This is a genomic window from Mitsuaria sp. MSU3D (genome assembly GCF_056867975.1).
Genome location: NZ_CP200314.1, coordinates 2,869,730 through 2,895,444 on the forward strand (window position 1 = coordinate 2,869,730; position 25,715 = coordinate 2,895,444).

Here is a 25,715-nt window from a genome sequence, read left to right on the forward strand (position 1 = left end):
GCCGGCCTCCCGGACCTCCCCACCACCACCCTTTGACCCACAGGAGATCGACATGAAGAGACAGATGGTCCGCCTCGGCGGCATCGCCCTGGCCGCCGCGATGGCCGCCGGCACCGCGCACGCCTACGACTGCACCAACGTGCCCGAATGGTCGGCGTCCGGCATCTACACCGGCACCTCCAACAGCTTCGCCAAGCAGAACAACATCGCCTACCAGGCCAAGTGGTGGACGCAGAACGAAGCGCCCGCCACCCACTCCGGCCAGTGGGACGTGTGGAAGTCGCTGGGCGCCTGCACCGGCGGCGGCACCGACACCACGCCGCCGACCGTGCCCTCGGGCCTGACCTCCAGCGGCATCACCAGCAGCAGCATCACGCTGAGCTGGGGCGCGTCCACCGACGCCGGCAGCGGCGTCAACAACTACGAGCTGCTGCGCGGCGGCTCCCTGATCGCGTCGCCCACGGCGACCAGCTACACCGACTCCGGCCTGTCGGCGGGGACCTCGTACAGCTACCAGGTCCGCGCGAAGGACAAGGCGGGCAATGTCTCCGGCCTGAGCAGCACGCTACTGACCAGCACCGCCAGCAACGGCACCTGCGCCGCGGCGCCGGCCACGCCCTCGGGCCTGAGCTCGCCGTCCAAGACGGCCACCAGCGTCAACCTGGCCTGGAACGCCGTCGCCGCCGGCCCGAACTGCACGGTGCAGTACCGCGTCAACCAGGGATCGACGCAGGTCGCGCAGGGCGCGGCCACCAGCGCCAGCGTCACCAACCTGACGGCCAACACGAACTACACCTTCACGGTCTCGGCCTTCAACCAGGCCGGCTCGTCGCAGCCGTCGGCGCCGATCACGGTGAAGACCGACACGCAGACCGCCGGCGACAAGGTCCTGCTGGGCTACTTCGCGCAGTGGGGCATCTACGGCCGCAACTACCACGTCAAGAACATCGACACGAGCGGCTCGGCGGCCAACCTCACGCACATCAACTACGCGTTCGGCAACGTCCGCAACAACGTCTGCGAAGTCGGCAAGATCATCCCGAGCAACGAGTCCACCGGTGAAGGCGGCGACGCCTTCGCCGACTACGGCAAGTCCTACGGCGCCGACCTCAGCGTCGACGGCGTGGCCGACACCTGGGACCAGCCGCTGCGCGGCAGCTGGAACCAGCTCAAGAAGCTCAAGGCCAAGTATCCGAAGATCAAGGTGCTGATCTCGCTGGGCGGCTGGACCTGGTCGCGCGGCTTCTCGAGCGCGGCGCGTCCGGAGAACCGGGTCAACTTCGTCAAGAGCTGCGTGGACGCCTACATCAAGGGCAACGTGCCGGTGACGGACGGCGCGGGCGGCCCGGGCGCGGCGGCCGGCGTGTTCGACGGCATCGACCTCGACTGGGAGTACCCGAACGCCTGCGGCCTGGCCTGCGGCACGGCCGAGGATCGCGCCAACTTCACCGGCCTGCTGGCCGAGTTCCGCAAGCAGCTGGACGCGGTGCGTCCGGGCCTGCTGCTGTCGATCGCGTCGGGCGCGGGCGTGGACAAGGTGCGGGCCTATGACCCGGACCAGATCCATCCGTACCTGAACTTCATCAACGTGATGACGTACGACTTCCACGGCGGCTGGGACACGATCACCGGGTTCCACTCGGCGCTGTACGCGCCGGCCAACGATCCGTCGACCGGTGACGTGAAGAAGTACAACACCAACGACGCGATGCAGGCCTTCCTGGACAAGGGCGTCCCGGCCTCGAAGCTGAACGTCGGCATCGGCTTCTACGGCCGCGGCTGGACCAACGTCCCCAACGTCAACAACGGCCTGTACCAGAGCGGCACGCCGGCCCCCGGCACCTACGAGGCGGGCAACGAGGACTACAAGGTCCTGAAGAACCTGCAGGGCTACACCAGCCGGATCGACGACGTCAGCAAGGCGCAGTGGATCTACAACGGCTCGACCTTCTGGAGCTTCGACACGCCCGCCACGATCGCCATCAAGATGGCCTACGTGAAGTCCAGGGGCTTCGGCGGCGCGTTCTTCTGGGAGTTCTCGGGGGACGATCCGACGGCCTCGCTGTCCAAGGCGATGGGCGCGGGCCTGAAGTAAGGCCTGGAGCCCTCCGGAGCGGCCCCGGCCGCTCCCCCCGACAGGGCGCCAAGAGCCCCCGCGCGGTCCTCCGCGCGGGGGCTTTTTTCATCCTGCCTCCCCCCGGGCGTGCTGCGGTTCCCCCTCCTGCGGCCCTCCTGCGCTCCATCCTGCCAGCGCGTGGCAGCTACCCCCAGGATCGCGATTGAATACTGTACGTTCATCCAGTATTCTCATCCTTCCCATTCAGCAGCCGAGCCACCGAGGAACCCGTCATGCGTCGCTACGAAGTCATCCTGGAACGAGTCATGGTCCCCTATCACCAGCGCGAGCTGGCGTGCGTCATCGCCATGCAGGTGCTGGACGCCCGCCTGGGCGGACCGGCGGGCGTAGTGGACGCGTTCAACGCCGCGCGTGCGGTGACGGGCGGGGACACACGGTGGTCCATCCCGGAAGCCGCGTCCCGCGCGGACGTCGCCGCGGTAAAGCGCTGGCGCCGCGCCACGGAAGCGGCGCTGGATGCCATCGAGCAGGGCTTCGCGCACGTGTTCGTGGGCATGTCGGCGCAGGAGATCGAGCTCGCCCGCGCGGACGAGTCCCTCAGCATCGTCCCGCACCTGATGGAGGTGCCGGCCCGCCTGCTGGCCGAGGCCCGCGTCGGACTGCCGTGGTCGGCGACGGCCGCGGTGGTCGTCAGCGCCGCGGCCCAGGCCGCGATGGTGCCGCCGGCCTCGATGCTGACGCACATGCCGACCCTGGCGCACGCGGCGATGATGGCCCACTGAGGCGCCGCGAGCCGCAAGGCCAGCGCCGGGAACGCCCACAGCGCAGAGAGCGCCGAAAGCGCCAAGCGCTTCAGGAGCGCGGCGCGGGTTCCGCCAGTTCCGAGATCTCGATGAGGTTGAGGTCGGGATCCCGCAGGTAGACCGAGCGGATCTTTCCCGTCGCGCCGGTGCGCATCACCGGCCCTTCGATGATGGCCACCTGCAGCGCGTTCAAGCGTTCGATGACCTGATCCAGCGGGATCGACGCGATGAAGCAGAGGTCCAGCGCGCCCGGCACCGGCGTGTGCGCCTTGGGCTCGAACTCCCGGCCCTTCACATGCAGGTTGATCTTCTGCTGGCCGAAGAGGAAGGCCTGGCGCGTGACCGGCGGCGTGCCGCCGACGAAGCTCTCCAGCCGCATGCCCAGCACCTCGGTATAGAAGCGGATGCAGTCCGCCTCATGGGCGGTCGTGAGGACCAGGTGGTCGAGGTGATCGATCAAGGCAGACTCCCGTCAGGCGACAACGCCGGGATTCTGCCTGCCTTCCTCAACTGGCGCGGAACACCAGCTCCTTGATCCGCGCCAGCCGCGGCGCCACCACGGGCACCGTCAGCATCGTCGACCCGACGGCCATCAGCAGCAGCGCGGTGAAGGTCTCGCTGGTGATGATCTGCTTGTCCAGCAGCACGTTGGCAAAGATGATCATGATCAGCGCCTTGGTCTGCAGCAGCCAGCCGATGATGCCGGCCTCGCCCGGCGCCCATCGCAGGATGCGCCCCGCCACGTGCGTGCCCAGCAGCTTGCCGCTGACCGACGCCGCCAGCAGCAGCGCCGCCGCCGCGAACACCGCGCCGCCCTCCAGTCCCCACTGCGTGCGCAGGCCCGTGCTGAGGAAGAAGACCGGCATGATCACCAGCAGCACGTGATGGCGCAGCGCGTCCATCTGCGCCTGGTCGAACCATTCGGCATCCATCACGACACCGGCCAGGAACGCCCCGACCATGTAGTGCAGCCCCGACCAGTCCGCGCCGAACGCGATCACCGCCAGCCAGATCAGCCCCACGTACCAGCGGTCCCGCGCGGGAATGGCGCGCATCAGGCGCCGGAACAGCACGGTCGCGATGGCGAATGCCGCCAGGAACAACACCTGCTTGCCGACCCGCGACCAGTCCATCAGGATGATGGCGAGCACGGCCCAGATCAGGATGTCGTCCAGGCTGGCGTAACGGAGGATGCGCTGCCCGATCGGCTGGCGCAGGATCTCGAGTTTCTCCATCAGCAGGATGAGGATGGGCAAGGCCGTCACCGCGCACGCCATGCCGACGCCGACGATGAACTGCCAGGTCTGCGCCTGCGCGCCCATCCACTGCGATCCCATGCCCAGCAGCACCACCGCGGCTGCCGAGCCGAAGGCCATCGGCACGCCCAGCGCCAGGCCGGCGGTGATGCCGCTCTCGACGCGATGCGCCCAAGCCTTCTTCAGGTCGAGCTCGATGCCGGCGATCCACACGAACAGCATCACCGCCCACCAGGCCACGCCGTTGAGCGACTGCACGACCGACGGGTTGAAGACGAACTGGTAGTACTCGGGAAAGGCCCGGCCGAGCACGCCCGGGCCGAGCAGGATGCCGGTGATGATCTGCACCACGACCAACGGCGCGAAGTAGTCCGTCCCCCCAGTCGCCACACCAGGTAGGGGACGGTGAAGATGATCGCCATGGCGATCAGGAAGATCTCGGTCGTGCTCATCGGCGGCTCCTCTGCGCTGTCCGCCGCCCGGTGCGCCACAGCGCCCAGGCAGTCGATGACAACGTTGTCTCTCGGGAACTGGATTGTGAGGGGCAAGCCCTCGCAATCACCGCCCTCGCTTTCCCTAGGCTCTCATGAAAGCGGTTTCAAAGGATTTCACTCCGGCAGCCCGGCGCCGGCAATAGGGGCTCTCCCGCTGGTCGCGGCGATCAGGCCGAGCACGCGGCCCGGCTCGGCGCCGACCATGTCCCAGGTGAAGCGCCATTCCCAGTTGCCGCCGAGGGTGCCGGGGATGTTCATGCGATGGGCGCTGTCCAGGCCCAGCACATCCTGCAGCGGATAGACCGCCACGTTGGCCACCGAATTCGCGCAGGCGCGGATCATGGCCCAGTGGATGTCGTGGTCGCCGCAGGCCAGGTAGGCGGCGACGTAGGCGCGTTCGTGGGCGCTGGCCTGGTTCCACCAGCCGCGCACCGTGTCGTTGTCGTGCGTGCCGGTGTAGCAGACGGCCGCGCGCGGCCAGTTGTGCGGCAGGAACTCGTGCCCGCCGTCGCCGCCGAAACCGAACTGGAGGATCTTCATCCCGGGATAGGCCAGCGCGTCGCGCAGCTCATGCACGTCGGGCGTGATGAATCCCAGGTCCTCGGCCACGATGGGCAGCTGGCCCAGCGACTTCGCGATCGCGTCGAACAGCGCCTTGCCCGGACCGGTCTTCCAGACACCGCGCGTCGCGTCGGGGCTGTCGGCGGGGATCTCGTAGTAGGCCGCGAAGCCGCGGAAGTGGTCGATGCGGAACACGTCGGCCGAACTCAGCATGCGCTTGACGCGCGCGGTCCACCACGCGAAGTGCTCGTGGGCCATCTTGTCCCAGCGGTACATCGGATTGCCCCAGCGCTGACCGGTCGCGGCCATCGCGTCCGGCGGCACGCCGGCGACGACGGTGGGCTGGAAGTGCTCGTCGAACTCGTACAGGTCGGGACGGGCCCAGCAATCGGCGCTGTCGTGGGCGACGAAGATCGGCAGGTCGCCCATGATGTGGACGCCGCGTTCATTCGCGTAGGCCTTCAGCGCGCCGACCTGGACGTCGAAGCACCATTGCACGAACTGCCAGAACGCGACCTCGTCCGCGTACTGCTCGCGGGCGGCCACGAGCGCGCGCGGCTCGCGCGCGGCCAGGTCGCGCGGCCAGTCCCACCAGCCCTGCCCGTCGCGTCGCGAGCGGATCGCCATGAACAGCGCGTAGTCCTGCAGCCAGTCGCGCTGCGACACGCACCAGAGTTCATAAGCGGCGCGGTCGGTGGCCGCGCCCGTCGTGAAGAAGCCCTGCGCGGCGGCGCGCAGCTGCTGCTCGCGCCACGGCAGCACGCGGCCGTAATCGACGCGTGCCGCATCGAAGCCGCCTTCGGGCGGCACCGGCTGTGCGAGCCAGCCCTTGGCCACCAGCGGCTCCAAGGCCACCAGCCACGGATTGCCGGCGAAGGCCGACACGCCCTGATAGGGACTCTCGCCCGGGCCGATCGGGGTGCTGGGCAGCCACTGCCAGATCGACTGGCCGGCCGACTGCAACCAATCGACGAAGTGGTAGGCCCCGGGCCCGAAGTCGCCGGCGCCGTTCGGGCCGGGCAGCGAAGTGACGTGCAGCAGCACGCCGGATTGGCGCTTGTGGAGGTCGATCGTCATGGTGTCGCTCTGAGGGGTTCTGCGGAATTCTCGATGCACAGCAGCAGGCTGCGCGCGGGCGCCGTGAGCGCGGTGAAGGCATCGTCGCCCAAGGGTGCGGCCGTGAGTTCGCCGCTGCTGTCCAGCAGCAGGCGCCACGCGCCGGCCGGCAGCGTGAAGCGGCGGGGCGTCGCCGAGGGATTGGCGATCAGCAGCAGGCGCTCGCGGCCATCGCTCAGCAGCGCGGCGAGCGCCGGCGCTTCGTCATAGCGCCAGTCCGGATCGCGCATCGCATGTCCATCGGGGTGGAACCAGCGCAACGCCGGGCGGTCGATCGCGCCTGTGCCTGTGTACGGTGCGGCCTCGGTCTCATCGGCCTTATCGGTCTCATCGGCCTGCGGCACGGCAAACCAGCGCGCGTGATGAAGCAAGGGGTACGTGCGGCGCAGCCGCGCGAGCTCAGCGGTGAACGCGATCAGCGCCTCGTCGGCGTTCGGCCAGTCCAGCCAGCCGATCTCGTTGTCCTGGCAGTACGCGTTGTTGTTGCCGCCCTGCCCGTTGCCGAACTCGTCGCCCGAGTACAGCATCGGCGTGCCCTGCGACAGCAGCAGCGTCGCGAGCATCGCGCGCCGGGCGCGCTCGCGCGCCTCGCGGATGTGGGGATCGTCGGTCGGCCCTTCCACGCCGAAGTTGCCGCACAGCTCGCCGTCGCGGCCGTCGCGGTTGTCTTCGCCGTTGGCCTGGTTGTGCTTGCGGCTGTAGCTGACGAGGTCGTTGAGCGTGTAGCCGTCGTGCACCGCCAGGAAGTTGATCGAGGCCAGCGGCGAACGTGCCGCCCGCTCGCCGCCCTGCCCTTGCGGATGGAACACATCGCCCGACGCGCTGAAGCGCCGCGCGAATTCGGCGCGGCCGATCGTCGTACCGTCCGGCCCGTGGCCGAGCCAGAAGCCACGCGCCGCATCGCGGAACTTGTCGTTCCATTCCATGAAGCGGCCCGGGAATCGTCCGAGCTGATAACCGTCCGGCCCGACGTCCCAGGGCTCGGCGATCAGGTGCACCTGGGAGAGCAGCGGATCCTGCCGCAGCGCCGTGTAGAACGACGCCTGCGGATCGTGCCCCGCCGCCGTGCGGCCCAGCACCGGCGCGAGGTCGAAGCGGAAGCCGTCCACGCCCATCTCGCCGACCCAGAAGCGCAGCGAGTCCAGCACGAGCTGCGCGACGCGCGGGTGCTCCACGTTGACGGTGTTGCCGCAGGCGGTCAGGTTCTCCATCCGCGAGGGATCGTCGGCCTGCAGCCGGTAGTAGCTCTTCTGGTCGAGCCCGCGCAGCGACAGCGTCGGGCCCCACTCGTTGCCCTCGGGCGTGTGGTTGTAGACGACGTCGAGCACGACTTCCAGCCCGGCCTCGTGCAGCGCCCGGACCATCCCGCGGAACTCGGCGGCGACGGCGGTCGGGTCGTGACGCACGGCGGCGGAGGCCAGCCGCGGATCGGGCGCGAAGAAGCCCAGCGTGTTGTAGCCCCAGTAGTTGCGCAGGCCGGTGCCGAAGAGGTGCGGCTCGTCGACGGCGAACTGCACCGGCAGCAGCGACAGCGTGGTCACGCCGAGCCGCTTGAAGTGCGCGATCGCCACCGGATGCGCGAGCGCGGCATAGCTGCCTCGCAGCACCTGCGGGATCTGCGGATGGCGCATCGAGAAGCCCTTCACATGGACTTCGTACAGCACCACGTCGCACGGCGCATGACGCGGCGCATTGGCGCGCGGACTCGGGCCGGCAGGCGGCGCGGCGACACGCGCCTTCAGCGCGGTCGCGCCGTTGTCGCGCTCGTCCAGCGCGAGCGGGCCGTCCGGATGGCCGAAGGGATAACCGTGGTCCTCGGGCAGGTTGCGGAACTCGCCGACGATCTCGCGCGCGTAGGGATCCAGCAGCAGCTTGCCGGCGTTGAAGCGGTGCCCCTCGCGCGGCGCGTGCGGGCCGTGCGCGCGCAGGCCGTAGAGTTGGCCCGCCCGCGCGCCGGGCAGGAAGCCGGTCCACACGCCGTCGACCGGCTCGTCCAGCGCATACCGTTTCAGCTCGACAGTCCCGGTCTCGTCATAGAGGCACAGGTCGACGCCCGTCGCGTGGGCCGAGAACACCGCGACGTTGACGCCCCCGTCGCGGACGGTGGCGCCCAGCGGCTCATGGCGGCCCGCTGACAAGGCCTCTGGGAAGACGGTCATCATGGTTCGAAGTATCTCTCAGGCGTTCACAGGAATGTAGTTTCACTACATCGGGTAATCCCGAATTCGATTGCAAGCTGTTGATTTCATGAGATTCATCGATTCAACGCGGGGCGAGTCCGCGTTGTGAATCGCTGGTCTGGCATGTATATTCTCTACAAACAAGGAGACACCCCGTGGCGGATGTGAAGCTGCAAGCCGTGGCCAAGGCCTATGGCGAGACCAAGATCCTGCATGGCATCGACCTGGAGATCCGGGACGGTGAATTCATGGTCTTCGTCGGTCCGTCGGGCTGCGGCAAGTCGACGCTGCTGCGCACGATCGCGGGTCTGGAGGACATCACCGGCGGCGAGCTGCGCATCGGCGGCCGGCTGGTCAACGACGTGCCGCCGGCCGAGCGCGGCATCGCGATGGTGTTCCAGAGCTACGCGCTCTACCCCCACATGAATCTGTACGACAACATGGCGTTCGGATTGAAGCTGGCGAAGGTGCCCAAGGACGAGATCGACCGCGCGGTGCGCTACGCCGCGCGCATCCTGCACATCGAGCACCTGCTGGAGCGCAAGCCCAAGGACCTGTCCGGCGGGCAGCGCCAGCGCGTGGCCATCGGCCGCGCGATCGTGCGCAAGCCCGAGGTCTTCCTCTTCGACGAGCCGCTGTCCAACCTCGACGCCGCGCTGCGCGTGCGCATGCGCTACGAGTTCGCGAAGCTGCACGAGGACCTGAAGACCACGATGGTCTACGTCACCCACGACCAGGTCGAGGCGATGACGCTGGCGGACCGCATCGTCGTGCTGAGCGCCGGCACCATCGAGCAGGTGGGCACGCCGCTGGAGCTCTACGAGCATCCGGACAACCTCTTCGTCGCCGGCTTCATCGGCAGCCCGAAGATGAACTTCATCGAGGCCGAGGTGGTGAGCGCCGGCGCCGACCACGCGACGCTTCGACTCGGCGACGGCGCGACGATCCGCACGCGCGTCGACGCGTCGCGCGCGAAGGCCGGCGACAAGGTCACGCTGGGCCTGCGTCCGGAGCACTTCGAGGTCGGCGGCGACGCCAACCTGATCGCCAGCACGGTGACCTTCGTCGAATCGCTGGGCGGCGTGACGCATGCGTACTGCGCTTATCCGGGCGTCGAGGACGCGCTGACCTGCGAATTCGACGGCAGGACGCGCGTGCGCGCCGGCGACACCCTGCAGCTGCACCTGCCGCCGGACCTCTGCTATCTCTTCGACGCGCAGGGCCTGGCGTTCAAGCGGCTCGGAGCGCCGGCATGACGCGTTCCGTGAAGAGCGCGACCGCGCGCTCGGCGCTGGCACGCGGCGCATTTGCAGCGATGGCCGCCATCGCGCTGCTTGGCGGCTGCGAGAAGGTCGCGGCGCAGACCGCACCGAAGCTGCTGGTCTGGATCAATGGCGACAAGGCCTACAACGGGCTGCAGAAGGTCGGCGACGCCTTCGAGCGCGAGTCCGGCGTGAAGGTCGTCGTCGAGCACCCGGTCGACGCGCCCGAGAAATACACGCAGGCGGCCGGCGCCGGCAAGGGGCCGGACGTCTTCTGCTGGCCGCACGATCGCGTCGGCGAATGGGCCAAGGCCGGGCTGCTGACGCCGGTCCAGCCGCGCAAGGCGCTGCAGGATGAGGTGGAGCCCGCCGCGTGGCAGGCCTTCCGCTACCAGGGCCGCCTCTGGGGCTACCCGATCGCGATCGAGACGACCGGCCTGATCTACAACAAGGCACTGGTGAGCAAGCCGCCCGCAACCTGGGAAGAGCTGATCGCCGTCGACAAGCAGCTGCGCCAGCGCGGCAAGCACGCGATCCTGTGGGACTACAACAAGAGCTTCTTCACCTGGCCGATGTTCGCGGGCGCCGGCGGCGTCATCTTCGGACGTGATGCGCAAGGCGACTTCGATGCGCGCCAGGTCAAGGTCAACAACGACGGTGCGCTGGCCGCGGGCCAAATGCTGGAGCGACTGATCACCGAGGGCGTGATGCCGCGCGGCGCGCGTTACTCCGAGATGGAATCGGGCTTCGCGCGCGGCGAGGTCGCGATGATGATCTCCGGTCCCTGGGCCTGGGAGAACGCACGCAAGGCCGGCATCGACATCGGCGTCGCGCCGATCCCGGCGGTGGTGGCGGGCAAGCCGTCCAAGCCCTTCGTCGGGGTGCTGGGCTGCATGATCTCGGCGCCGTCGAAGAACAAGGACCTCGCGCGCGAGTTCATCGAGCACCACCTGATGCGCCCCGCCTCGCTGAAGGTCCTCGACGCCGACGTGCCGATCGGCGTGCCGGCCAACAAGGCCTTCTACCAGCAGCTGTCGGTGAACCCGCTGATCCGCGCGAGCATGGAGAACGCGCGCGCCGGCGAGGCCATTCCCAACATCCCCGAGGTGGGACGCTTCTGGACCGCGATGGACGCGGCGCTGGAGGCGATCACCAACGGCCTGCAAAGCCCCAAGGACGCGCTGGACGGCGCGTCGGGCCGGATGCTGCTGAAGCAATGAACGCCACGACCGCATCGACTCCGGCACCGTCAGGCGCCCTGTCCAGTTCCAGGGCCGCCGCCCTGCCCGGCTCGCCGCTGTCCGAGGCCTACACGCGCCAGGCGCCCGGCGCGCTCGACCGGATCACCCAGGCGCTGTACTGGCCGACGATGGCCGTGATCGCGCTGGCGGCGCTGTACCTCGTCTTCATGCTGTACGCGGCCGGGCTGACGAGCTGGGCGCTGGGTGTGCTGCTGCTCTTCGGCACGGGCTTCGCGGTCTATCTGTCGAAGGCCGGCTTCGCCTACCGCTACCTCTTCCCCGGCGTGGCCGGGATGCTGCTGTTCATCGCGTTCCCGCTCGCCTACACGACGCAGATCGGCTTCACCAACTACTCGTCGGCCCACCTGCTGAGCCAGGAACGCGTGCGCGAGTTCCTGCTCGACCAGCACGACACGGCGCTCGAGGCCGTGCGCGACTACAGCGTGCACGGCGCCGGCAGCGACTTCCGCGTGGTGCTGCGCGACCCGTCGAGCGGCACGGCGCAATTCATCTCTCCGCCGCTGGCGCTGCGCCAGGGCACGAAGCCGGTCGACGTCGCGATGCAGGCGACCGGACCCGCGGACGCGACGCTGGGCACCGCGCTCACGCTGAAGGAGCTGGTCGAGCACCGCCAGGCGCTGGCGCAACTGCGGCTGCGGCTGCCCGGCGAAAGCGGCGGCACGGCGGCCACCGGCGGCGCGGGCGACGCCTCGACGCTGCGCTACCTCGGCCTGCGCGAGTTCGGCCCGATCCGCCCCCACTTCGAGGAGCAGTCCGACGGCAGCTTGAAGCGCGTCGCCGACGGCGCCCTCTTCCGCCCGGACGCGACCACCGGCTACTACGAAGGCCAGGGCGCGGCGGCGGGCACGCACCTGGCGCCCGGCTACAAGGTCATGGTCGGCGCGCAGAACTACAAGCGCATGCTGTTCGACGCGGAGTTCCGCGGTCCCTTCCTGTCGATCTTCGGCTGGACGGTGGTGTTCTCGCTGCTGACGGTCGTCTTCGCGACGGCGATCGGCATGATGCTGGCGGTGCTGCTGAACTGGGAGGACCTGCGCTACCGCACGACCTACCGCACGCTGCTGTTCCTGCCCTACGCGGTGCCGGGCTTCATCTCGATCCTGGTGTTCAAGGGCCTGTTCAACCAGAACTTCGGCGAGATCAACGCGATCCTGGACGCGCTCTTCGGCGTGCGGCCCGCGTGGTTCGCGGACCCGTCGCTGGCGCGGACGATGCTGCTGATCGTCAACGTGTGGCTGGGCTATCCGTACGTGATGATCCTGTGCACGGGGCTGCTGAAGGCGATCCCCTCGGACCTGTACGAGGCCTCGGCGCTCGCGGGCGCGGGGCCGCTGACCAACTTCTTCAAGATCACGGCGCCGCTGATCATCAAGCCGCTGTCGCCGCTGCTGGTCTCGGCCTTCGCCTTCAACTTCAACAACTTCGTGCTGATCGCGCTACTGACCGACGGGCGGCCGGATTACCTGTCCACCAAGATCCCCGCGGGGCAGACCGACATCCTGGTCAGCTACACGTATCGCATCGCCTTCCGCGATTCGGGCACGGACTTCGGCCTGGCCGCGGCCATCTCGACGCTGATCTTCGTGCTGGTCGCGGGGATGTCGCTGCTCAACCTGCGCCTGATGCGCAACGCCAACCGCTGACGCGGCCGAAGGACAAGGACACGACATGGCCATCGTTCGAGGCAAACAGGCGCGCTGGCGCGTCATCGCGGCGCATGTGCTGCTGTGGGTGTTCCTGGCGATCACGCTGTTCCCGCTGCTGGCGGTGGTGTCGATCTCGCTGCGGCCGGGCAACTTCGCCACCGGCAGCCTGATCCCGACGACGATCAGCCTGGAGCACTGGCAGCTGGCGCTGGGCATTCCGTACCAGGCGGCGGACGGCTCGCTGGTGCAGCCGCCCTTCCCGGTGCTGACGTGGCTGTGGAACTCGATCAAGGTGGCGACGATCTCGGCGGTGCTGATCGTGGCGATCTCGACGACGGCGGCCTACGGTTTCGCGCGGCTGAAGTTCCCGTTCAAGGCCAGCATCCTGAACAGCATGCTGCTGCTGCAGATGTTCCCGGCGGTGCTGGCGCTGGTGGCGATCTACGCGATCTTCGAGACCATCGGCACCTTCGTGCCGTGGCTGGGCATCGAGACGCACGCGGGCGTGATCGTGGCCTACCTGGGCGGCGTGGCGACGCACATCTGGACGATCAAGGGCTACTTCGAGACGATCCCCGTGGAGATCGAGGAGAACGCCAAGGTCGACGGCGCGTCGCACTGGCAGGCGTTCCGGCTGGTGCTGCTGCCGATGGCGGTGCCGATCCTGATGGTGGTGTTCGTGCTGGCCTTCATCGGCTGCATCATCGAGTACCCGGTGGCGTCGGTGCTGCTGCGCGAGGAATCGAACCTCACGCTGGCGGTGGGGTCGAAGTACTTCCTGCACGACCAGCGCTTCCTGTGGGGCGACTTCGCGGCGGCGGCGGTCCTGTCGGGACTGCCGATCACGGCGGTGTTCCTGCTGGCGCAGCGGTGGATCGTGTCGGGGTTGACGGCGGGTGGGGTGAAGGGCTGAGGCCCTGCTACGTTCAACGCGCCTGGGACGCGGCACGCTGCGATCCAGCTCAAGTTCATTCCGAGAGCGTTCCCTCGCCATCAAGCCCCGTGCGCATCGCAACCCATTCCGCGTGTGTGCGTCGCTTCACGTAACTTTGCGAAACGTGCCAGGCCTTGCCTGGCAAGGGCCCTCACGCGGCCTTGACGTCGAGTGACACGGATCCGTCATGCGTGATTTCTAGAGTGCGCGGCGTTTCGAACAGCCTCCTCCCCGAGGCCCACGAACACAGCCACCGCCACCACTCCAGGACTCCCATGCGACACAGCAAATCCACCGCGCTGAACGCCTCGCTCACCCTCGTTGCCGCCGCCATCCTGGCGGCCTGCGGCTCCGACAACGACACCCAGTCGCCGAGCGTCACGATCAACGGCGTCGTCACCGCCACCAGCTTCACCGCCGGCAGCGCGACCGATCCCAAGATCGACCCCGCCTACTACGTCGGCGCCAAGGTCTGCGTCGACACCAACGGCAACGGCGTCTGCGACACCGCCGAGAACCCCGTCGTCACCGACGCCAAGGGCCACTTCTCGCTGACCCTGCCGGCCAACGCCGCGCTGATCGCCGACATCGGCACCGATGCCACGCTGTCCACCACCGGCGCCAAGGTCGCGAGCCGCGACGTGCTGCGCGCGTCGCTGGACCAGGTCATCGAGCAGGCCGGCAACGTCGTCATCAGCCCGCTGTCGTCGGAAGTGCAGCGCCTCGTCGAGGCCAACGGCACCAGCTACGCGACCGAGAAGCAGACCGTCGCCACGCGCATCGGCGTGTCGCTGGCCAATGTGCTGGCCGACGCGAGCACCGTCACCGGCGCCGACCAGGTCGCCCTGCTGGCCGAGTCCAAGGCCCTGGACAACCGCTTCACCTACGCGATCACCAAGCTCGACCGCGGCGACCTGTACCCCGACGCGCTGGCCGCGCCCGGCGGCGATCCGCGCCTGGCCGGTGCCGCCAACGTGAGCGTCGCCACCGCGCCCACCGGCACGGACGCCCGCACGAAGATCACCTTCGCCCAATCGCAGCAGGCCGCGTTCGCGCTCGAAGGCGTGCCGCGCTACGACCACATCTTCATCGTGATGCTGGAGAACAAGGCCACGCTGTCGATCAAGGGCTCGCCGTGGGCGCCCAAGATCAACGCGCTGCTCGCCGCCGGCAACCAGCTGACCAGCTACTACGCCACCGGCAACCCGTCCGAGCCGAACTACACGGCCCTCGGCGGTGCCGACGACTTCGGCATCACCGACGACAGCCAGTGGAACTGCGATGCCACCGGCGCCAATGCGGTCCAGGACCTGCCGCTGCCCGACAAGACCCAGCCGGGCCTGGCGAGCTCGCCCTTCGCGGCCAGCTGCACGCAGACCGCCGCGGTCAACCACAACATCGTCGGCAAGCCCAACCTGTTCAACGCGATCACGGCCGCCGGCATGACCTGGCGCACCTACAGCGAGTCGATGAACCCGGGCCAGGACTTCCGCACCGACTCCGTCGCCGACGCCGCCGTCACGGCCGCCGACAACGTCTACGCGCCGGGCACGATCAACGGCAACGCCGCCGCCGTCGGCACCGCCGGCCTGACGCTGCCGATGCCCGCCGGCCTGTACAAGACCAAGCACCACCCGGGCATGGCCTACCAGAACGTCCGCAGCGCGCCGGAGTTCAAGTACAGCAACCGCACCATGGGCGGCGGCCAGTGGGACGCCAACCTCAAGAGCAGCTCCGCCTACGCCATGCCGGCCAACTACGACGTCGACCAGCTCGGCACCGACCTGGCCAGCGGCAAGGTCGGCACGCTGAACTTCCTGGTCCCCGACCAGTGCGACGACATGCACGGCATCAGCGTCATCGGCAAGCTGGCCAACGGCAGCACCGCCACGGCCAGCGACTGCGGCAGCGTCGCCAACAACGTGGCGCAGAGCTCGGCGGCCAACATCATCACGCGCGGCGACAACTACGTCGACGCGCTGGTGAAGAAGATCCAGGCCTCGCCGCTGTGGAAGAACCCGGCCAAGCGCGTCGCCATCGTGCTGATGTTCGACGAAGGCAGCGCCACCTCGGGCTTCAACTCCTGCTGCGGCTGGAACGTGTCCAACAGCGCGGTGGCCAAGCCGGTGGTCGTCGATCCCAAGACCGGCGCGGTCACGGTCGACGCCAGCGTCAACAACTACACCAAGGGCAATCGCGGCCACGGCCAGAGCATCTTCGGCATCCTGACCAACCAGGCCGATGCGCCCAAGGGCGTGTCCGACGGCGATGCCTACAGCCACTTCTCGTTCGTGCGCACGCTGCAGGACATGTTCCAGCTGGCCGACCCGGCGGTGGATGCGTCGTACATGAACCGCTCGAAGTACACCGAGAAGTTCATCGCGGCCAACATCCTCAACCTGCCGGAGTACGCCGGCAGCGCCGACACCCACTTCGACTCGGTGCGCGCGATCAACCATGCGTGGACGGCCCCGGCCAACTACACGCAGAAGCAGTCGTCCGACGTGAACACGGCCGCGCAGATCGGCGCCGACGCGGTCCAGACCAACGTCTGGGCGTTGAAGAAGTGATCGCCGTCCTCCGCGCCGGCGCGGTCCTCGGACTCGGCCTGCTGCTCGCCGGCTGCGGCCCGTCGGGCAGCGCCGACACCGGGAGCGCCGCGTCCGGCGCGGAGGCGACCTCCTCCGCCGGCACCGCGCTGAACCCGGTCACGCCGCTGAGCCCCATCGCGCAGGTCGGTCAGAAGATGTTCTTCGACGCGACGCTGTCGGGCTCCGGCCGCATGGCCTGCGCGACCTGTCACGATCCCAAGAATGCCTACGGCCCGCCGAACAATCTGTCGGTGCAGCTCGGCGGTCCCGATCTGAAGAGCGCCGGCTTACGCGCCGTGCCGTCGCTGCGCTACAAGGACGCGACGCCGCCCTACGCGGACCTGCTCGACAACCCCGACGGCGTCAGCGTGCCCGGTCCCGGCGGCGGCTTCGCGTGGGACGGCCGTGCGGCGACGCTCGCCGAGCAGGCGGGCCTGCCGCTGCTGGACCCGAACGAGATGGCCAACGCCAGCGCCGCCGACGTCGTCAAGAAGCTGCAGGCCGGCCCGTATGCCGAGCAGTTCCGGCAAGCCTTCGGCGCGCGGATCTTCGAGGACGCCGATCAGGCCTTCGCCGCCGCCGGCAAGGCGCTGCAGGCCTTCCAGCTGGAGGACGTCAGCTTCCATCCGTACTCGAGCAAGTTCGACCTCTACATCGGCAACAAGATCGGCGGCGTGCTGACCGCGGCCGAGGCGCGCGGCCTGAAGGTCTTCGCCGACCCGAACGGCGGGAACTGCGCGTCCTGCCACTACCAGGGCGCCGGCCTGAACGGCAGCACGGCGATCTTCACGGACTTCTCCTACGAGGCGATCGGCGTCCCGCGCAACGCGGCCATCCCGGCGAACGCGGACCCGGCCTACGCCGACATCGGCCTGTGCGGCCCGCTGCGCACGGACCACGCGCCGGTGAAGGGCAACACCTTCTGCGGCATGTTCAAGTCGCCGACGCTGCGCAACGTGGCGACGCGCGGCAGCTTCTTCCACAACGGCATCTTCCATTCGCTGGAGCAGACGATCCGCTTCTACAACACGCGCGACACGATGCCCGAGCTCTGGTATCCGACGGTGGGCGGCACGCCCAAGGCGACGCCGGATCCCGACTTCCCGACCTACGGCCTGATCACCACGCAGTACGTCGGCGGCAAGGTGCGCAAGTTCGACGATCTGCCTCCGCAGTTCGTCGGCAACATCGACTCGCAGATGCCGCTGGACGGCCGCGCGGCGCACAGCAAGCCGCCGATGTCCGAGCAGGACATCGCCGACCTGCTCTGCTTCCTGAACACGCTCAACGACAAGGACACCCAGCCGGCGAAAGCGCCCGCGCCGGGGGCCTGCACGTCGTGATGATCTCTTCCGATTTCTCCATGTCCATCTTCCGCATGTCGTCCGCTTCCACTCCTCATCGCGCCGTGCGCGCCGCCGGCGTCGTCGTCTCCGTGCTCGCGCTGACCGCGCTGTGCGCCTGCTCGCGGTCCGGCGAGTCGTCGGCCTCCACAGCGTCGGCTGAGCCGACCGCGGATCACTTCGTCGCCGGCATGAAGGACTACCTCGCCAAGCGCGGCGACCTGTGCCTGGCCAAGAACGAGTGGCCCATCGACCTGACCCAGCGCGAGATCGACGCCGGCGCGCGCAACGCGCTGCAGATGCCGGTGCTGGAGCGGCTGGGGCTGGCGAGCTCGACGGTGGCCGAGGTCGACGTGAAGGACGACAACGAGGTGTCGCACCACATGAAGGTCCGCCGCTACGCGCTGACCGAGAGCGGCAAGCAGTTCTACGTGATGCGCGAGCAGCCGCGCCCTGACGGCGGCAAGGAGACGCGCGGCGACTTCTGCGCGGCCAAGCTGAGCCTGGACAAGGTGGTGCATTGGGAGCTCGGCGGCGAGGGCAAGGACCGGCACGCGATCGTCAGCTACACCTACCGGGTCAAGGCCGCACCGTGGACCGGCGATGCCGAGCTGCAGAAGGTGTTTCCCGTCGTGGCTCAGGTGATCCGCGGCGCGGGCAGCGCGCAGCTGCAGGAGACGTTCAAGAAGACGGAGACCGGTTGGGTCGCCGTGGACCTGCTCTGAGCGGCGCGCCCTCATGACGACCGTCGTGCGCTTTCCTCCCGCGCTGGGCGACTGGGTCCGCCAGCATCTGGACAACGGCGTGGCGCCTGGCGAGTTGCGAGGCGCGCTGCAGGAGCGCGACATCGCGGCCGAGGCGGCGCAGGCGATCGTCGAGGCGTTCGTGCGTGCGCGTCGCGGGGAGCGCGCGATGCCGGTGGATCAGGTCGAGCTGTCGCCCGAGCCGATGCCGACGGGCATGTCGACAGGGACGCCGACGGGAATGCCGATGGCATCGGCCCTCGACGGCGCACCGCCTTACCGGTACGAGACGCCGCGCTTTCGACCTGGTACGTCGATCGCGACGGACGACCGCCTTGTGCGCGTGGCCGCGCGTGCGGAGCGACCGATGCTGGCGGTGCTCAACGGCGTCTTCAGCGCCGATGAATGCGAGGAAGTCATCGCCTTGGCGCGAGGCCGTCTGCGGCCATCGACGCTCGTCGATCCGCGCACGGGGCGCGACGTCGTGAGCGGCTTGCGAAGCAGCCTCGGGATGTTCTTCCGCCCGGCCGAGACCCCGCTGATCGCGCGCCTGGACCGGCGCATCGCGGAGATCATGAACCTGCCGGTGTCACACGGCGAAGGCCTGCAGATCCTGCACTACCCCGAAGGCGCCGGCAGCGCGCCGCACTATGACTTCCTGGTGCCGTCGAACCCCGCCAACCAGGCGTCGATCGCGCGCAGCGGGCAGCGCGTGAGCACCTTGGTCACATACCTCAACGACGTACCCGCCGGCGGCGAGACGGTGTTCCCTGCAGCGGGCTGGGCGGTCTCGCCGCAGCGCGGCAACGCCGTCTACTTCGAGTACGCCAACTCACACGGCGAACTGGACCACGCCTCGCTGCACGCCAGCAGCGCGGTCACGCGCGGCGAGAAGTGGGTGGCGACGAAGTGGATGCGGGAGCGGGCGTTCGTGAGCGCTTGAATCAGCGCCCTCGTCGAGCCGCAGGGTCAGGCCTTGCGCGCCACCCGCAGTCGCCGCATCACCGGCTCGTTCAGCTGCTTCGCCAGCGCATTCCACTTCGCGCTGACCTTGTCGATCTTCGCCAGCAGCGGCTGCGCGGTCGCGTCGTCGCCGCGGCCCAGCGCCCAGATCGCGTATTCCGCCCAGGCTTCGACGCTGCCGAAGCGCTCCGAGGCGGATTCGAATTCGGCGCGCGCCTCCACGCTGCGGTCCAGCGCCGCCAGCGATCGCGCCGTCAGCAAGGACACCGCCTCGGCGCGGAAGTCGGCCTTCTCGGCGCGCATCGATGCCAGGTGTTCCAGCGCCTGAGCCGCCTGTCCGGCCGCGAGGAAGGCGCGAGCCGCGCCGAGCCGGATCTCCAGGTCCTTCGCGAACGGGCCGCGCAGGCACGCCTGGAACTGCTCGGCAGACTGCGCCGCCTCGCCGGCTTCCAACAGCGCGGTGGCCAGGCGCATCTGGTTCTGCGCGGTCGGCGTCTCGTCGAAGGCGACGCGCGCCTCGCGCAGTTCCCGACCCGGATCCATTGCGCGGCCGGCCGCGCGCACGGCGCGCTTGGCGCTGCGCTCGACCCGCGAGTGCGGCACCACGAACACCAGCAGATAGACAAGGCTGCCCAGCAGCGGGAAAGAGAACAGGATGATCAGCCAGTACAGCTGTCCCCCGTTGCGCACGACGTGAACGGCGCAGAACAGCGCCAGCAGAATGTGAACACCCAATCCGACGAATGGCATCGCCTTTTCCTCCCGAGTTCGATCGCCTTGTTGGCTTTTTTGCGACCGCGGATTCTGCACTCGGGAGATGAAGGCGCCAAGACGGCAGAAGGTAACTCTTCAGCGTTCCTCTTCAGCGTCTTCTTCAGCGTTTGGGCGGTCGAGCGCGATCGTCCCGGCTGTCGCGGTCCTGCTGCTCGTGATGGGCTCGATCGACGTCGCCATCACCTTCCGGGCCCTTCTGGCCCGTCTCGCCGACGCGGTGGTCCTCGTCGTCGTGCTCGAGCCCGCCGTAGAGGCCGGGCGGGAAGTCCCGGGGAGAGCGCGGTGTGTTCATGCGGTCCTCCTGAAGTGGTCGAGCCATCTTAGACACACCGCCAATCCCACGATGCCGAAAACGACAAAGGCGCCACACGGGCGCCTTCGGATCGGGATCGAGGAACGGAACGTCGGCTCAGTGCACCAGGCCGATCCATTCGCCGCGACGCTGGTAGGCGTCGAACAGTTCCTGCGCGGCCGCCTGCAGCCGCGCGTCGCCGCGGGCATGCGCGGTGTTCAGGCGCTCCAGCGCGTAGAGGCGGTCGTACAGCATGCGCGTCGGTTGCAGGGTCAGGCCTTGTCCGGCCATGAGGTCCTGCAGTGCGAAGAGCTCGTCCATGCTGGCCGTGCCGGCCACCGTCAGGCCGAGATCCGGCACCAGTCCCCAGGGAGCCTGGGCGGTTTCGGGCATCAGGTGCGGCGGGATGGTGGTGGTGTGCATGGCGGCCTCGGAACGATTCATGTCGGCGTGGGAGGGATCATGAATCGGGCCGAAAGAAACTTGAGCGGGAAAAGCAGGGTCTTTCCCGGTCAGTTCATCGGATCACCCGTCGGAGCGATCCTCCGAAGCGACCGTCGAATCGACCCATCGCCCCCTCGCACGGCTTCCGCCAGCCCCGGGCACCGCTCAGGTCCGCGGCCTGGCGATGAAGCCCGACAGGTCGGTGCACCAGACGGCCGCCGGCACGTCGAGCTCGTTGAGCGCCAGCACGTCGATCCGCGCGTCGGTCAGCATCTTGGCCGAGGCGGTGTTGAGGCCGATCTGGTGGTCCTTCTTCTCCAGGTAGACCACCCGCTGGATGCCCACCTGAATGATGGACTGCACGCAGCGCGGGCACGGGTACTGCGTCGTGTAGATGGTGCTGCCGGTCAGCGGCAGCACGACGCAGTTGAGGATCGCATTGACCTCGGCATGCACGATGTAGCTGTGGCGCGAGTTGGCCGGATCGGCGTCATCGTCGGACCAATAGGCGGGGTCGTTGTCGTCGCAGCCGCGCGGCAGGCCGTTGTAGCCCACCCCGACGATCTTGTAGTCCGCGCTGGCGATGCAGGCACCGTTGCGCTTGCGGCTGTCCTTGGAACGGGCGCTGGCCAGCAGGGCCACACCCATGAACATCGAATGCCAGTCGATCAGCGGTTGGTTGTCCATGACGGGAGCGGGAACGCGGAGGTCCAGGAAGGCGGAGAAGTGTAGTGGAGCGGTCGGGGCGCCGTGGCACGCGGGACGTCGACCCGGCGAAGCCATCGCGGAGCGGGCGAACCGCCGCGTCGGTTTTCTACAAGACCCGGCCGCGGCCTTGTCCGACAGTGAGGCCATTCCCACCCCGCCAAGGAGCCGCCATGAACACCGCCATCCATCCGTTCCGGATCGAGATCGCCGACTCGCAGATCGACGACCTTCGCGCCCGCCTCGCCGCCACGCGCTGGCCGCAGCCGGTCGTGCGCGATTTCAGCCACGGCCAGGCCGTGTCGCTGGTGCGCGAACTGGCCGACTACTGGCGCGACGGCTTCGACTGGCGCGCCCAGGAAGCGCGCCTGAACGCGCTGCCGCAATTCACGACGGAGATCGACGGCCAGACCATCCACTTCATCCACGTGCAGTCGCCGGAAGCGGAAGCCTTCCCGCTGATCCTGACGCACGGCTGGCCGAGCTCCCCGGCCGAGTACCTGGACCTCATCGGTCCGCTGACGGACCCGCGCGGCCACGGCCGCGACGATGCGCCGGCCTTCGACCTGGTCATCCCGTCGGTGCCGGGCATGGGGTTGTCGTCGCCACTGGCGGCTGCGGGCTGGGATGCCGCCCGCACCGCGGCCGCCTGGGACACCTTGATGAAGCGCCTGGGCTACGAGCGCTACGGCGCGCAGGGTGGCGACGTCGGCGCGCTGGTCGCTCGGGAAATGGGCATCCTCGCGCCGGAAGGTTTGGCCGGTGTCCACGTCCAGCAGATCTTCGCGTTCCCCGCCGGCACGCCCGACGAAATGCAAGGCCTGACCCCGTTCGAGATGGCGGGGTTCGAGCGCCTGAACTACTTCAGGAAGTACGCCGGTTATGTCGACATCCAGTCCAAGCGGCCGGGCACCCTCGCCTTCGGCCTGGTGGATTCGCCGGCGGCGCTGCTGGCCTGGAACGCCGAGCTGTTCTTCGGCTTCGAAGGAGAACGCGCCGCCGAGGTCGACCGCGACCGCTTCCTCACCCACCTGTCGCTCTACTGGTTCACCGGCACCGGCGGGCAGGCGGCCGAGATGTACTTCGCCAACGCCGCCAGCGGCGCGGGCTATCGCGACCTGCCCAATCACACGCCGACGGCCGTGGCCGTGTTCCCCGACGACTTTCGCTCGGTCCGAAGCTTCGCGGCGCGTTCGCATACCCGGCTGCTACAGTGGACCGAGATGCCACGCGGCGGTCACTTCGCCAACGAAACGGACCCGCAACTGGTCGTGGACGACCTGCGCCGATTCTTCGGCGCGCTGCGGGCGCAAGCGTCCCGAACACCCCGAGAGGGTCTGGATGGAAGGACCGATCGCTGAGGAGGAACGTCCGGCGGATTCGCCCCTGGTGGCGAAGGTCCGCCGTGTCCGGCATCTCGCGGACAACCGTGAGACCGCCTTGCCCGACGGTTCGTGGGACCTGCTGTTCGTGCGCCGCGGCGACGGTCCGGTGATGGTGATCCAGACCGGCCAGATCACCGCTCCGCTCACGATCGACAACCGCGCGGGCGACGAGATCCTCAGCATCGCCTTCAAGACCGATGTCTACATGCCGCGCCTGCCCGGGCGGCTGATGGTCGGCCAGGGCGTGGTCTGCCCGGTCGACCGGCAGGGTCGCTTCCACCTCGGCGAAGAGCGCTTCGAGATCCCCCGCTTCGACAACGCCGAGCAGCTCGTGGCGGCGCTGGCGCGCCAGGGCGTGCTGGAGCGGGATCCGGTCGTCCTGCGGGCGCTGCAGGGCGCGCGGCAACGGCTCGACGAACGCAGCATCCAGCGGCACTTCGCGGAGGTGGCGGGGCTCGGTCTCAAGACGCTGCAGCAGATCGCGCGGGCCCACCAGGCCGCGGAGCTGCTTCGCCAGGGGTGGACCGCGTCGCAGGTCGCTGCCGAGCTCGGCTTCTCCGATCAGGCGCACATGAGCCACTCACTGAAGCGGCTGCTCGGGAAGACGCCGCGAGAGATCGCGCAAGGATCGTTGCCAGCTGCCCGCTGAAGACACGCAGCCGTTCGACATGCGTCGCTGCAGTCGTCGATTCACTTGAATTGCTGGAAGGCGTCAGCGCATCGCCATGGATGAGTCATAGCCGGCGAACCAGTCGACAAGTACGGTCACAGGAGTCGCGACGCCCGCTTGGAGGTGTTGCGTTTTCTAGGTACTTGTAGACTTATGCATAGCTTTTCCAACACACTCACCGGGATGCCTCGCCGTCCACCCCCGCCTCCACCGTCCTATGAGCAGGCCGTTCTCGCGCTCGCAAAGCGGCGATCGCTGCTGCGCGCGCGGGATGTGGTCGAGGAAGGAATTCCGTCGATGGTGCTGAGCCGGATGGTGCGGGCTGGCACCTTGCAACGCATCAGCCACGGCATCTACGCCCCGAATGAACGCGACGTCTCGGAACACATTTCGCTTGCCGAGGTGTGCGTGCGAGCGCCACGCGCGGTGGTCTGCCTGCTCTCCGCGCTGCGCTTCCACGAGATCGGGACGCAGGAGCCCTACGACGTCTGGGTCGCCCTGCCATCCAGCGCGGCCGCCCCGCGGCTCCATTCGCCCGCGGTTCGCATCATCCGCATGTCGGGCGACGCGCTGACCGAGGGCGTCGTCGACCACGAGATCGACGGCGTCCGCGTGCCGGTCTTCAGCCCGGCGAAGACCGTGGCTGACTGCTTCAAGTTCCGCAACAAGGTCGGACTGGATGTGAGCATCGAAGCCCTGCGCGACGGATGGGCCCGGCAATCCTTCAAGTCGAGCGAACTCCGTCGGTTCGCCAAGATCGATCGCGTCGACAACGTGATGCGTCCGTATGTGGAGAGCCTGATCGCATGAGCCGCAACGTCGCCGCCTCGGTGCGCGACCGGCTGCTCAATCTGGCGCAACGCACCGACCACAACTTCTCCCGCGTCATCACCCGTTTCGGGCTTGAGCGGTTCCTCTATCGTCTGTCCGCATCGCCGCATGCAAACGAGTTTCTGCTGAAGGGCGCCCTGCTCTTTTCTCTTTGGTACCAGGACAGCCAGCGCCCCACCCGCGATGCCGATTTCGTCGCGCTGACCTCGAACGACGTCGACCGCCTGGTCGCGGTGTTCAAGGCTGTCTGCGCTATCCAGGTCGACGATGGTGTCCATTTCGATCCGGAATCGGTGAACGGACGCGTCCTGGGCATTGAAGAGAAGTACGTCGTCAGGGTCACACTGACCGGCGAACTCCATCGGGCGCGACTCAGCATCCAGATCGACGTCGGATATGGCGATGCCGTTTCGCCCGGACCTCAGCCCGTCGTGTATCCAACGCTGTTGCCTGATCTGCCCGCCCCGCGTTTGATGGCCTATCCCAAGGAAACGGCGATCGCCGAGAAGCTGCATGCGATCTGGGCGCGGGGCATCGACAACACGCGTCTCAAGGACTACTTCGATCTGGATGTGCTGCTGCACGATGAGCTGATCGATCCGAAGGAATTGCGAACCGCGATTGGGGCGACCTTCGCTCAGCGCGGGACGCCCCCGCCCGATGGCATTCCCGAAGGTCTCACCGATGAGTTCTCGGCCCATCCGATCAGGGTCAGCATGTGGAAGTCGTTCCTGAAGAAGAACAACCTGACGGGAAGGGATCTCCCGGATCTCGTGAACCGGATGGTCCTGGCCTTGCGTCGCCTCAAGGTGATCTGACGCATCGCGCGCTTGAGGGCGCGCGATGTCCAATGCGCGGGTCCGCGATCGGCGCGCGGCCTACTTGGCGACCAGCACACCCTTGTTCGCCAACGCATCCGCGCGTTCGTTGCCCGGATCGCCGGCGTGGCCCTTGACCCAGCGCCACTCGACCGTGTGCAGCTTGCGCAGCGCCTCCAGGCGCTGCCACAGGTCGGCGTTCTTCACCGGCTTGCCGTCCGCCGTCTTCCAGCCGCGGCGCTGCCAGCCCGCGATCCACTCGGTCATGCCCTTGCGGACGTACTCGCTGTCCGTGTAGATCACGATGTTGCAGCTGCGCTTGAGCGAGGTCAGCGCCTCGATCACCGCCGTCAGCTCCATGCGGTTGTTCGTCGTGTTGCGCTCGCCGCCGAAGAGCTCCTTCTCGTGGTCGCCGCTCTTGAGCCACGCGCCCCAGCCGCCCGGGCCCGGGTTGCCCTTGCAGGCGCCGTCGGTGTAGATGACGACGGGCGGCTTGGCGATCTTCGGCGCGGCGGGAGCGGGATCAGGAGAAGCGGAGGTATCGGTCATGAAGGAGTCGGAAAGG

Annotated in this window: 22 protein-coding genes and 1 pseudogene; 14 read left to right on the forward strand and 9 right to left on the reverse strand. The window is 68.3% G+C overall.

Going from position 1 to position 25,715, the window contains the following annotated elements:
- The first annotated feature begins 52 nt into the window (after positions 1–52).
- The gene (locus AC1VNM_RS12605; protein WP_483107135.1) at positions 53–2,095 is read left to right on the forward strand and encodes a glycosyl hydrolase family 18 protein; all 2,043 of its coding nucleotides are present in this window, start codon (positions 53–55) and stop codon (positions 2,093–2,095) included.
- Between the two features lie 254 nt (positions 2,096–2,349).
- On the forward strand, positions 2,350–2,859 hold the full coding sequence (locus tag AC1VNM_RS12610) for a hypothetical protein (RefSeq protein WP_377153136.1): 510 nt from the start codon (positions 2,350–2,352) through the stop codon (positions 2,857–2,859).
- A gap of 70 nt (positions 2,860–2,929) precedes the next feature.
- Here the strand turns inward: AC1VNM_RS12610 and AC1VNM_RS12615 are convergent, their stop codons facing one another.
- From AC1VNM_RS12615 to glgX, 4 genes and pseudogenes are all read right to left on the reverse strand, one after another.
- Entirely contained in the window at positions 2,930–3,340 is a 411-nt protein-coding gene (locus tag AC1VNM_RS12615) for a VOC family protein (RefSeq protein WP_483107136.1), read from the reverse strand.
- 46 nt (positions 3,341–3,386) lie between these two features.
- Positions 3,387–4,588 (reverse strand): annotated as a pseudogene (locus AC1VNM_RS12620) (cation:proton antiporter).
- Positions 4,589–4,744: 156 nt separating this feature from the next.
- Positions 4,745–6,268, reverse strand: a complete 1,524-nt coding sequence (malQ, locus tag AC1VNM_RS12625) for a 4-alpha-glucanotransferase (RefSeq protein ID WP_377153130.1) — start codon at positions 6,266–6,268, stop codon at positions 4,745–4,747.
- A complete protein-coding gene (gene glgX / locus AC1VNM_RS12630; protein WP_483107137.1) occupies positions 6,265–8,466 on the reverse strand; it encodes a glycogen debranching protein GlgX in 2,202 nt (733 codons plus the stop codon). The genes malQ and glgX overlap by 4 nt, the downstream gene beginning before the upstream one ends.
- Before the next feature lie 176 nt (positions 8,467–8,642).
- Between glgX and AC1VNM_RS12635 the strand changes: the two genes are divergently transcribed.
- The 8 genes from AC1VNM_RS12635 (at position 8,643) to AC1VNM_RS12670 (ending at position 19,211) form a co-directional block, all read left to right on the forward strand.
- Positions 8,643–9,743 (forward strand): ABC transporter ATP-binding protein, encoded by a 1,101-nt coding sequence (locus tag AC1VNM_RS12635; RefSeq protein ID WP_483107138.1) that lies wholly within the window; start codon positions 8,643–8,645, stop codon positions 9,741–9,743.
- The gene (gene malE, locus AC1VNM_RS12640; RefSeq protein WP_483107139.1) at positions 9,740–10,969 is read left to right on the forward strand and encodes a maltose/maltodextrin ABC transporter substrate-binding protein MalE; all 1,230 of its coding nucleotides are present in this window, start codon (positions 9,740–9,742) and stop codon (positions 10,967–10,969) included. Before AC1VNM_RS12635 ends, malE begins: the two co-directional genes overlap by 4 nt.
- Complete coding sequence (malF, locus tag AC1VNM_RS12645; RefSeq protein WP_483107140.1) at positions 10,966–12,654, forward strand: maltose ABC transporter permease MalF; 1,689 nt, start codon at positions 10,966–10,968, stop codon at positions 12,652–12,654. The genes malE and malF overlap by 4 nt, the downstream gene beginning before the upstream one ends.
- A gap of 25 nt (positions 12,655–12,679) precedes the next feature.
- A complete protein-coding gene (gene malG, locus AC1VNM_RS12650; protein ID WP_377153118.1) occupies positions 12,680–13,570 on the forward strand; it encodes a maltose ABC transporter permease MalG in 891 nt (296 codons plus the stop codon).
- A 296-nt stretch (positions 13,571–13,866) separates the two neighbouring features.
- Positions 13,867–16,161: a phosphoesterase gene (locus tag AC1VNM_RS12655; protein ID WP_483107141.1), complete on the forward strand. Its 2,295-nt coding sequence runs from the start codon at positions 13,867–13,869 to the stop codon at positions 16,159–16,161.
- Positions 16,161–17,525 (forward strand): cytochrome-c peroxidase, encoded by a 1,365-nt coding sequence (locus AC1VNM_RS12660; RefSeq protein ID WP_483109273.1) that lies wholly within the window; start codon positions 16,161–16,163, stop codon positions 17,523–17,525. The genes AC1VNM_RS12655 and AC1VNM_RS12660 overlap by 1 nt, the downstream gene beginning before the upstream one ends.
- Before the next feature lie 20 nt (positions 17,526–17,545).
- Positions 17,546–18,250 carry a hypothetical protein gene (locus AC1VNM_RS12665; RefSeq protein ID WP_483107142.1) on the forward strand — a complete coding sequence of 235 codons (705 nt, stop codon included), beginning with the start codon at positions 17,546–17,548 and terminating at the stop codon, positions 18,248–18,250.
- A 13-nt stretch (positions 18,251–18,263) separates the two neighbouring features.
- Positions 18,264–19,211, forward strand: coding sequence for a 2OG-Fe(II) oxygenase (locus AC1VNM_RS12670; protein WP_483107143.1), 948 nt, complete (start codon positions 18,264–18,266; stop codon positions 19,209–19,211).
- Positions 19,212–19,237: 26 nt separating this feature from the next.
- On the opposite strand, the gene AC1VNM_RS12675 is transcribed toward AC1VNM_RS12670, so the two are convergent.
- The 4 genes from AC1VNM_RS12675 to AC1VNM_RS12690 form a co-directional block, all read right to left on the reverse strand.
- Positions 19,238–19,981, reverse strand: a complete 744-nt coding sequence (locus tag AC1VNM_RS12675) for a hypothetical protein (protein WP_483107144.1) — start codon at positions 19,979–19,981, stop codon at positions 19,238–19,240.
- Between the two features lie 124 nt (positions 19,982–20,105).
- Complete coding sequence (locus AC1VNM_RS12680; RefSeq protein WP_483107145.1) at positions 20,106–20,297, reverse strand: hypothetical protein; 192 nt, start codon at positions 20,295–20,297, stop codon at positions 20,106–20,108.
- 117 nt (positions 20,298–20,414) lie between these two features.
- A complete protein-coding gene (locus AC1VNM_RS12685) occupies positions 20,415–20,720 on the reverse strand; it encodes a hypothetical protein (protein WP_483107146.1) in 306 nt (101 codons plus the stop codon).
- A 186-nt stretch (positions 20,721–20,906) separates the two neighbouring features.
- The gene (locus tag AC1VNM_RS12690) at positions 20,907–21,428 is read right to left on the reverse strand and encodes a deoxycytidylate deaminase (RefSeq protein WP_483107147.1); all 522 of its coding nucleotides are present in this window, start codon (positions 21,426–21,428) and stop codon (positions 20,907–20,909) included.
- 191 nt (positions 21,429–21,619) lie between these two features.
- Between AC1VNM_RS12690 and AC1VNM_RS12695 the strand changes: the two genes are divergently transcribed.
- From AC1VNM_RS12695 to AC1VNM_RS12710, 4 genes are all read left to right on the forward strand, one after another.
- Positions 21,620–22,807: an epoxide hydrolase family protein gene (locus tag AC1VNM_RS12695; RefSeq protein ID WP_483107148.1), complete on the forward strand. Its 1,188-nt coding sequence runs from the start codon at positions 21,620–21,622 to the stop codon at positions 22,805–22,807.
- Positions 22,788–23,480: a helix-turn-helix transcriptional regulator gene (locus tag AC1VNM_RS12700; RefSeq protein WP_483107149.1), complete on the forward strand. Its 693-nt coding sequence runs from the start codon at positions 22,788–22,790 to the stop codon at positions 23,478–23,480. Before AC1VNM_RS12695 ends, AC1VNM_RS12700 begins: the two co-directional genes overlap by 20 nt.
- Before the next feature lie 204 nt (positions 23,481–23,684).
- Positions 23,685–24,311, forward strand: a complete 627-nt coding sequence (locus AC1VNM_RS12705; protein ID WP_483109274.1) for a type IV toxin-antitoxin system AbiEi family antitoxin domain-containing protein — start codon at positions 23,685–23,687, stop codon at positions 24,309–24,311.
- Entirely contained in the window at positions 24,308–25,150 is an 843-nt protein-coding gene (locus AC1VNM_RS12710; protein WP_483107150.1) for a nucleotidyl transferase AbiEii/AbiGii toxin family protein, read from the forward strand. Before AC1VNM_RS12705 ends, AC1VNM_RS12710 begins: the two co-directional genes overlap by 4 nt.
- Positions 25,151–25,210: 60 nt before the next feature.
- On the opposite strand, the gene rnhA is transcribed toward AC1VNM_RS12710, so the two are convergent.
- A complete protein-coding gene (gene rnhA / locus AC1VNM_RS12715; RefSeq protein WP_483107151.1) occupies positions 25,211–25,699 on the reverse strand; it encodes a ribonuclease HI in 489 nt (162 codons plus the stop codon).
- Positions 25,700–25,715 lie beyond the last annotated feature (16 nt).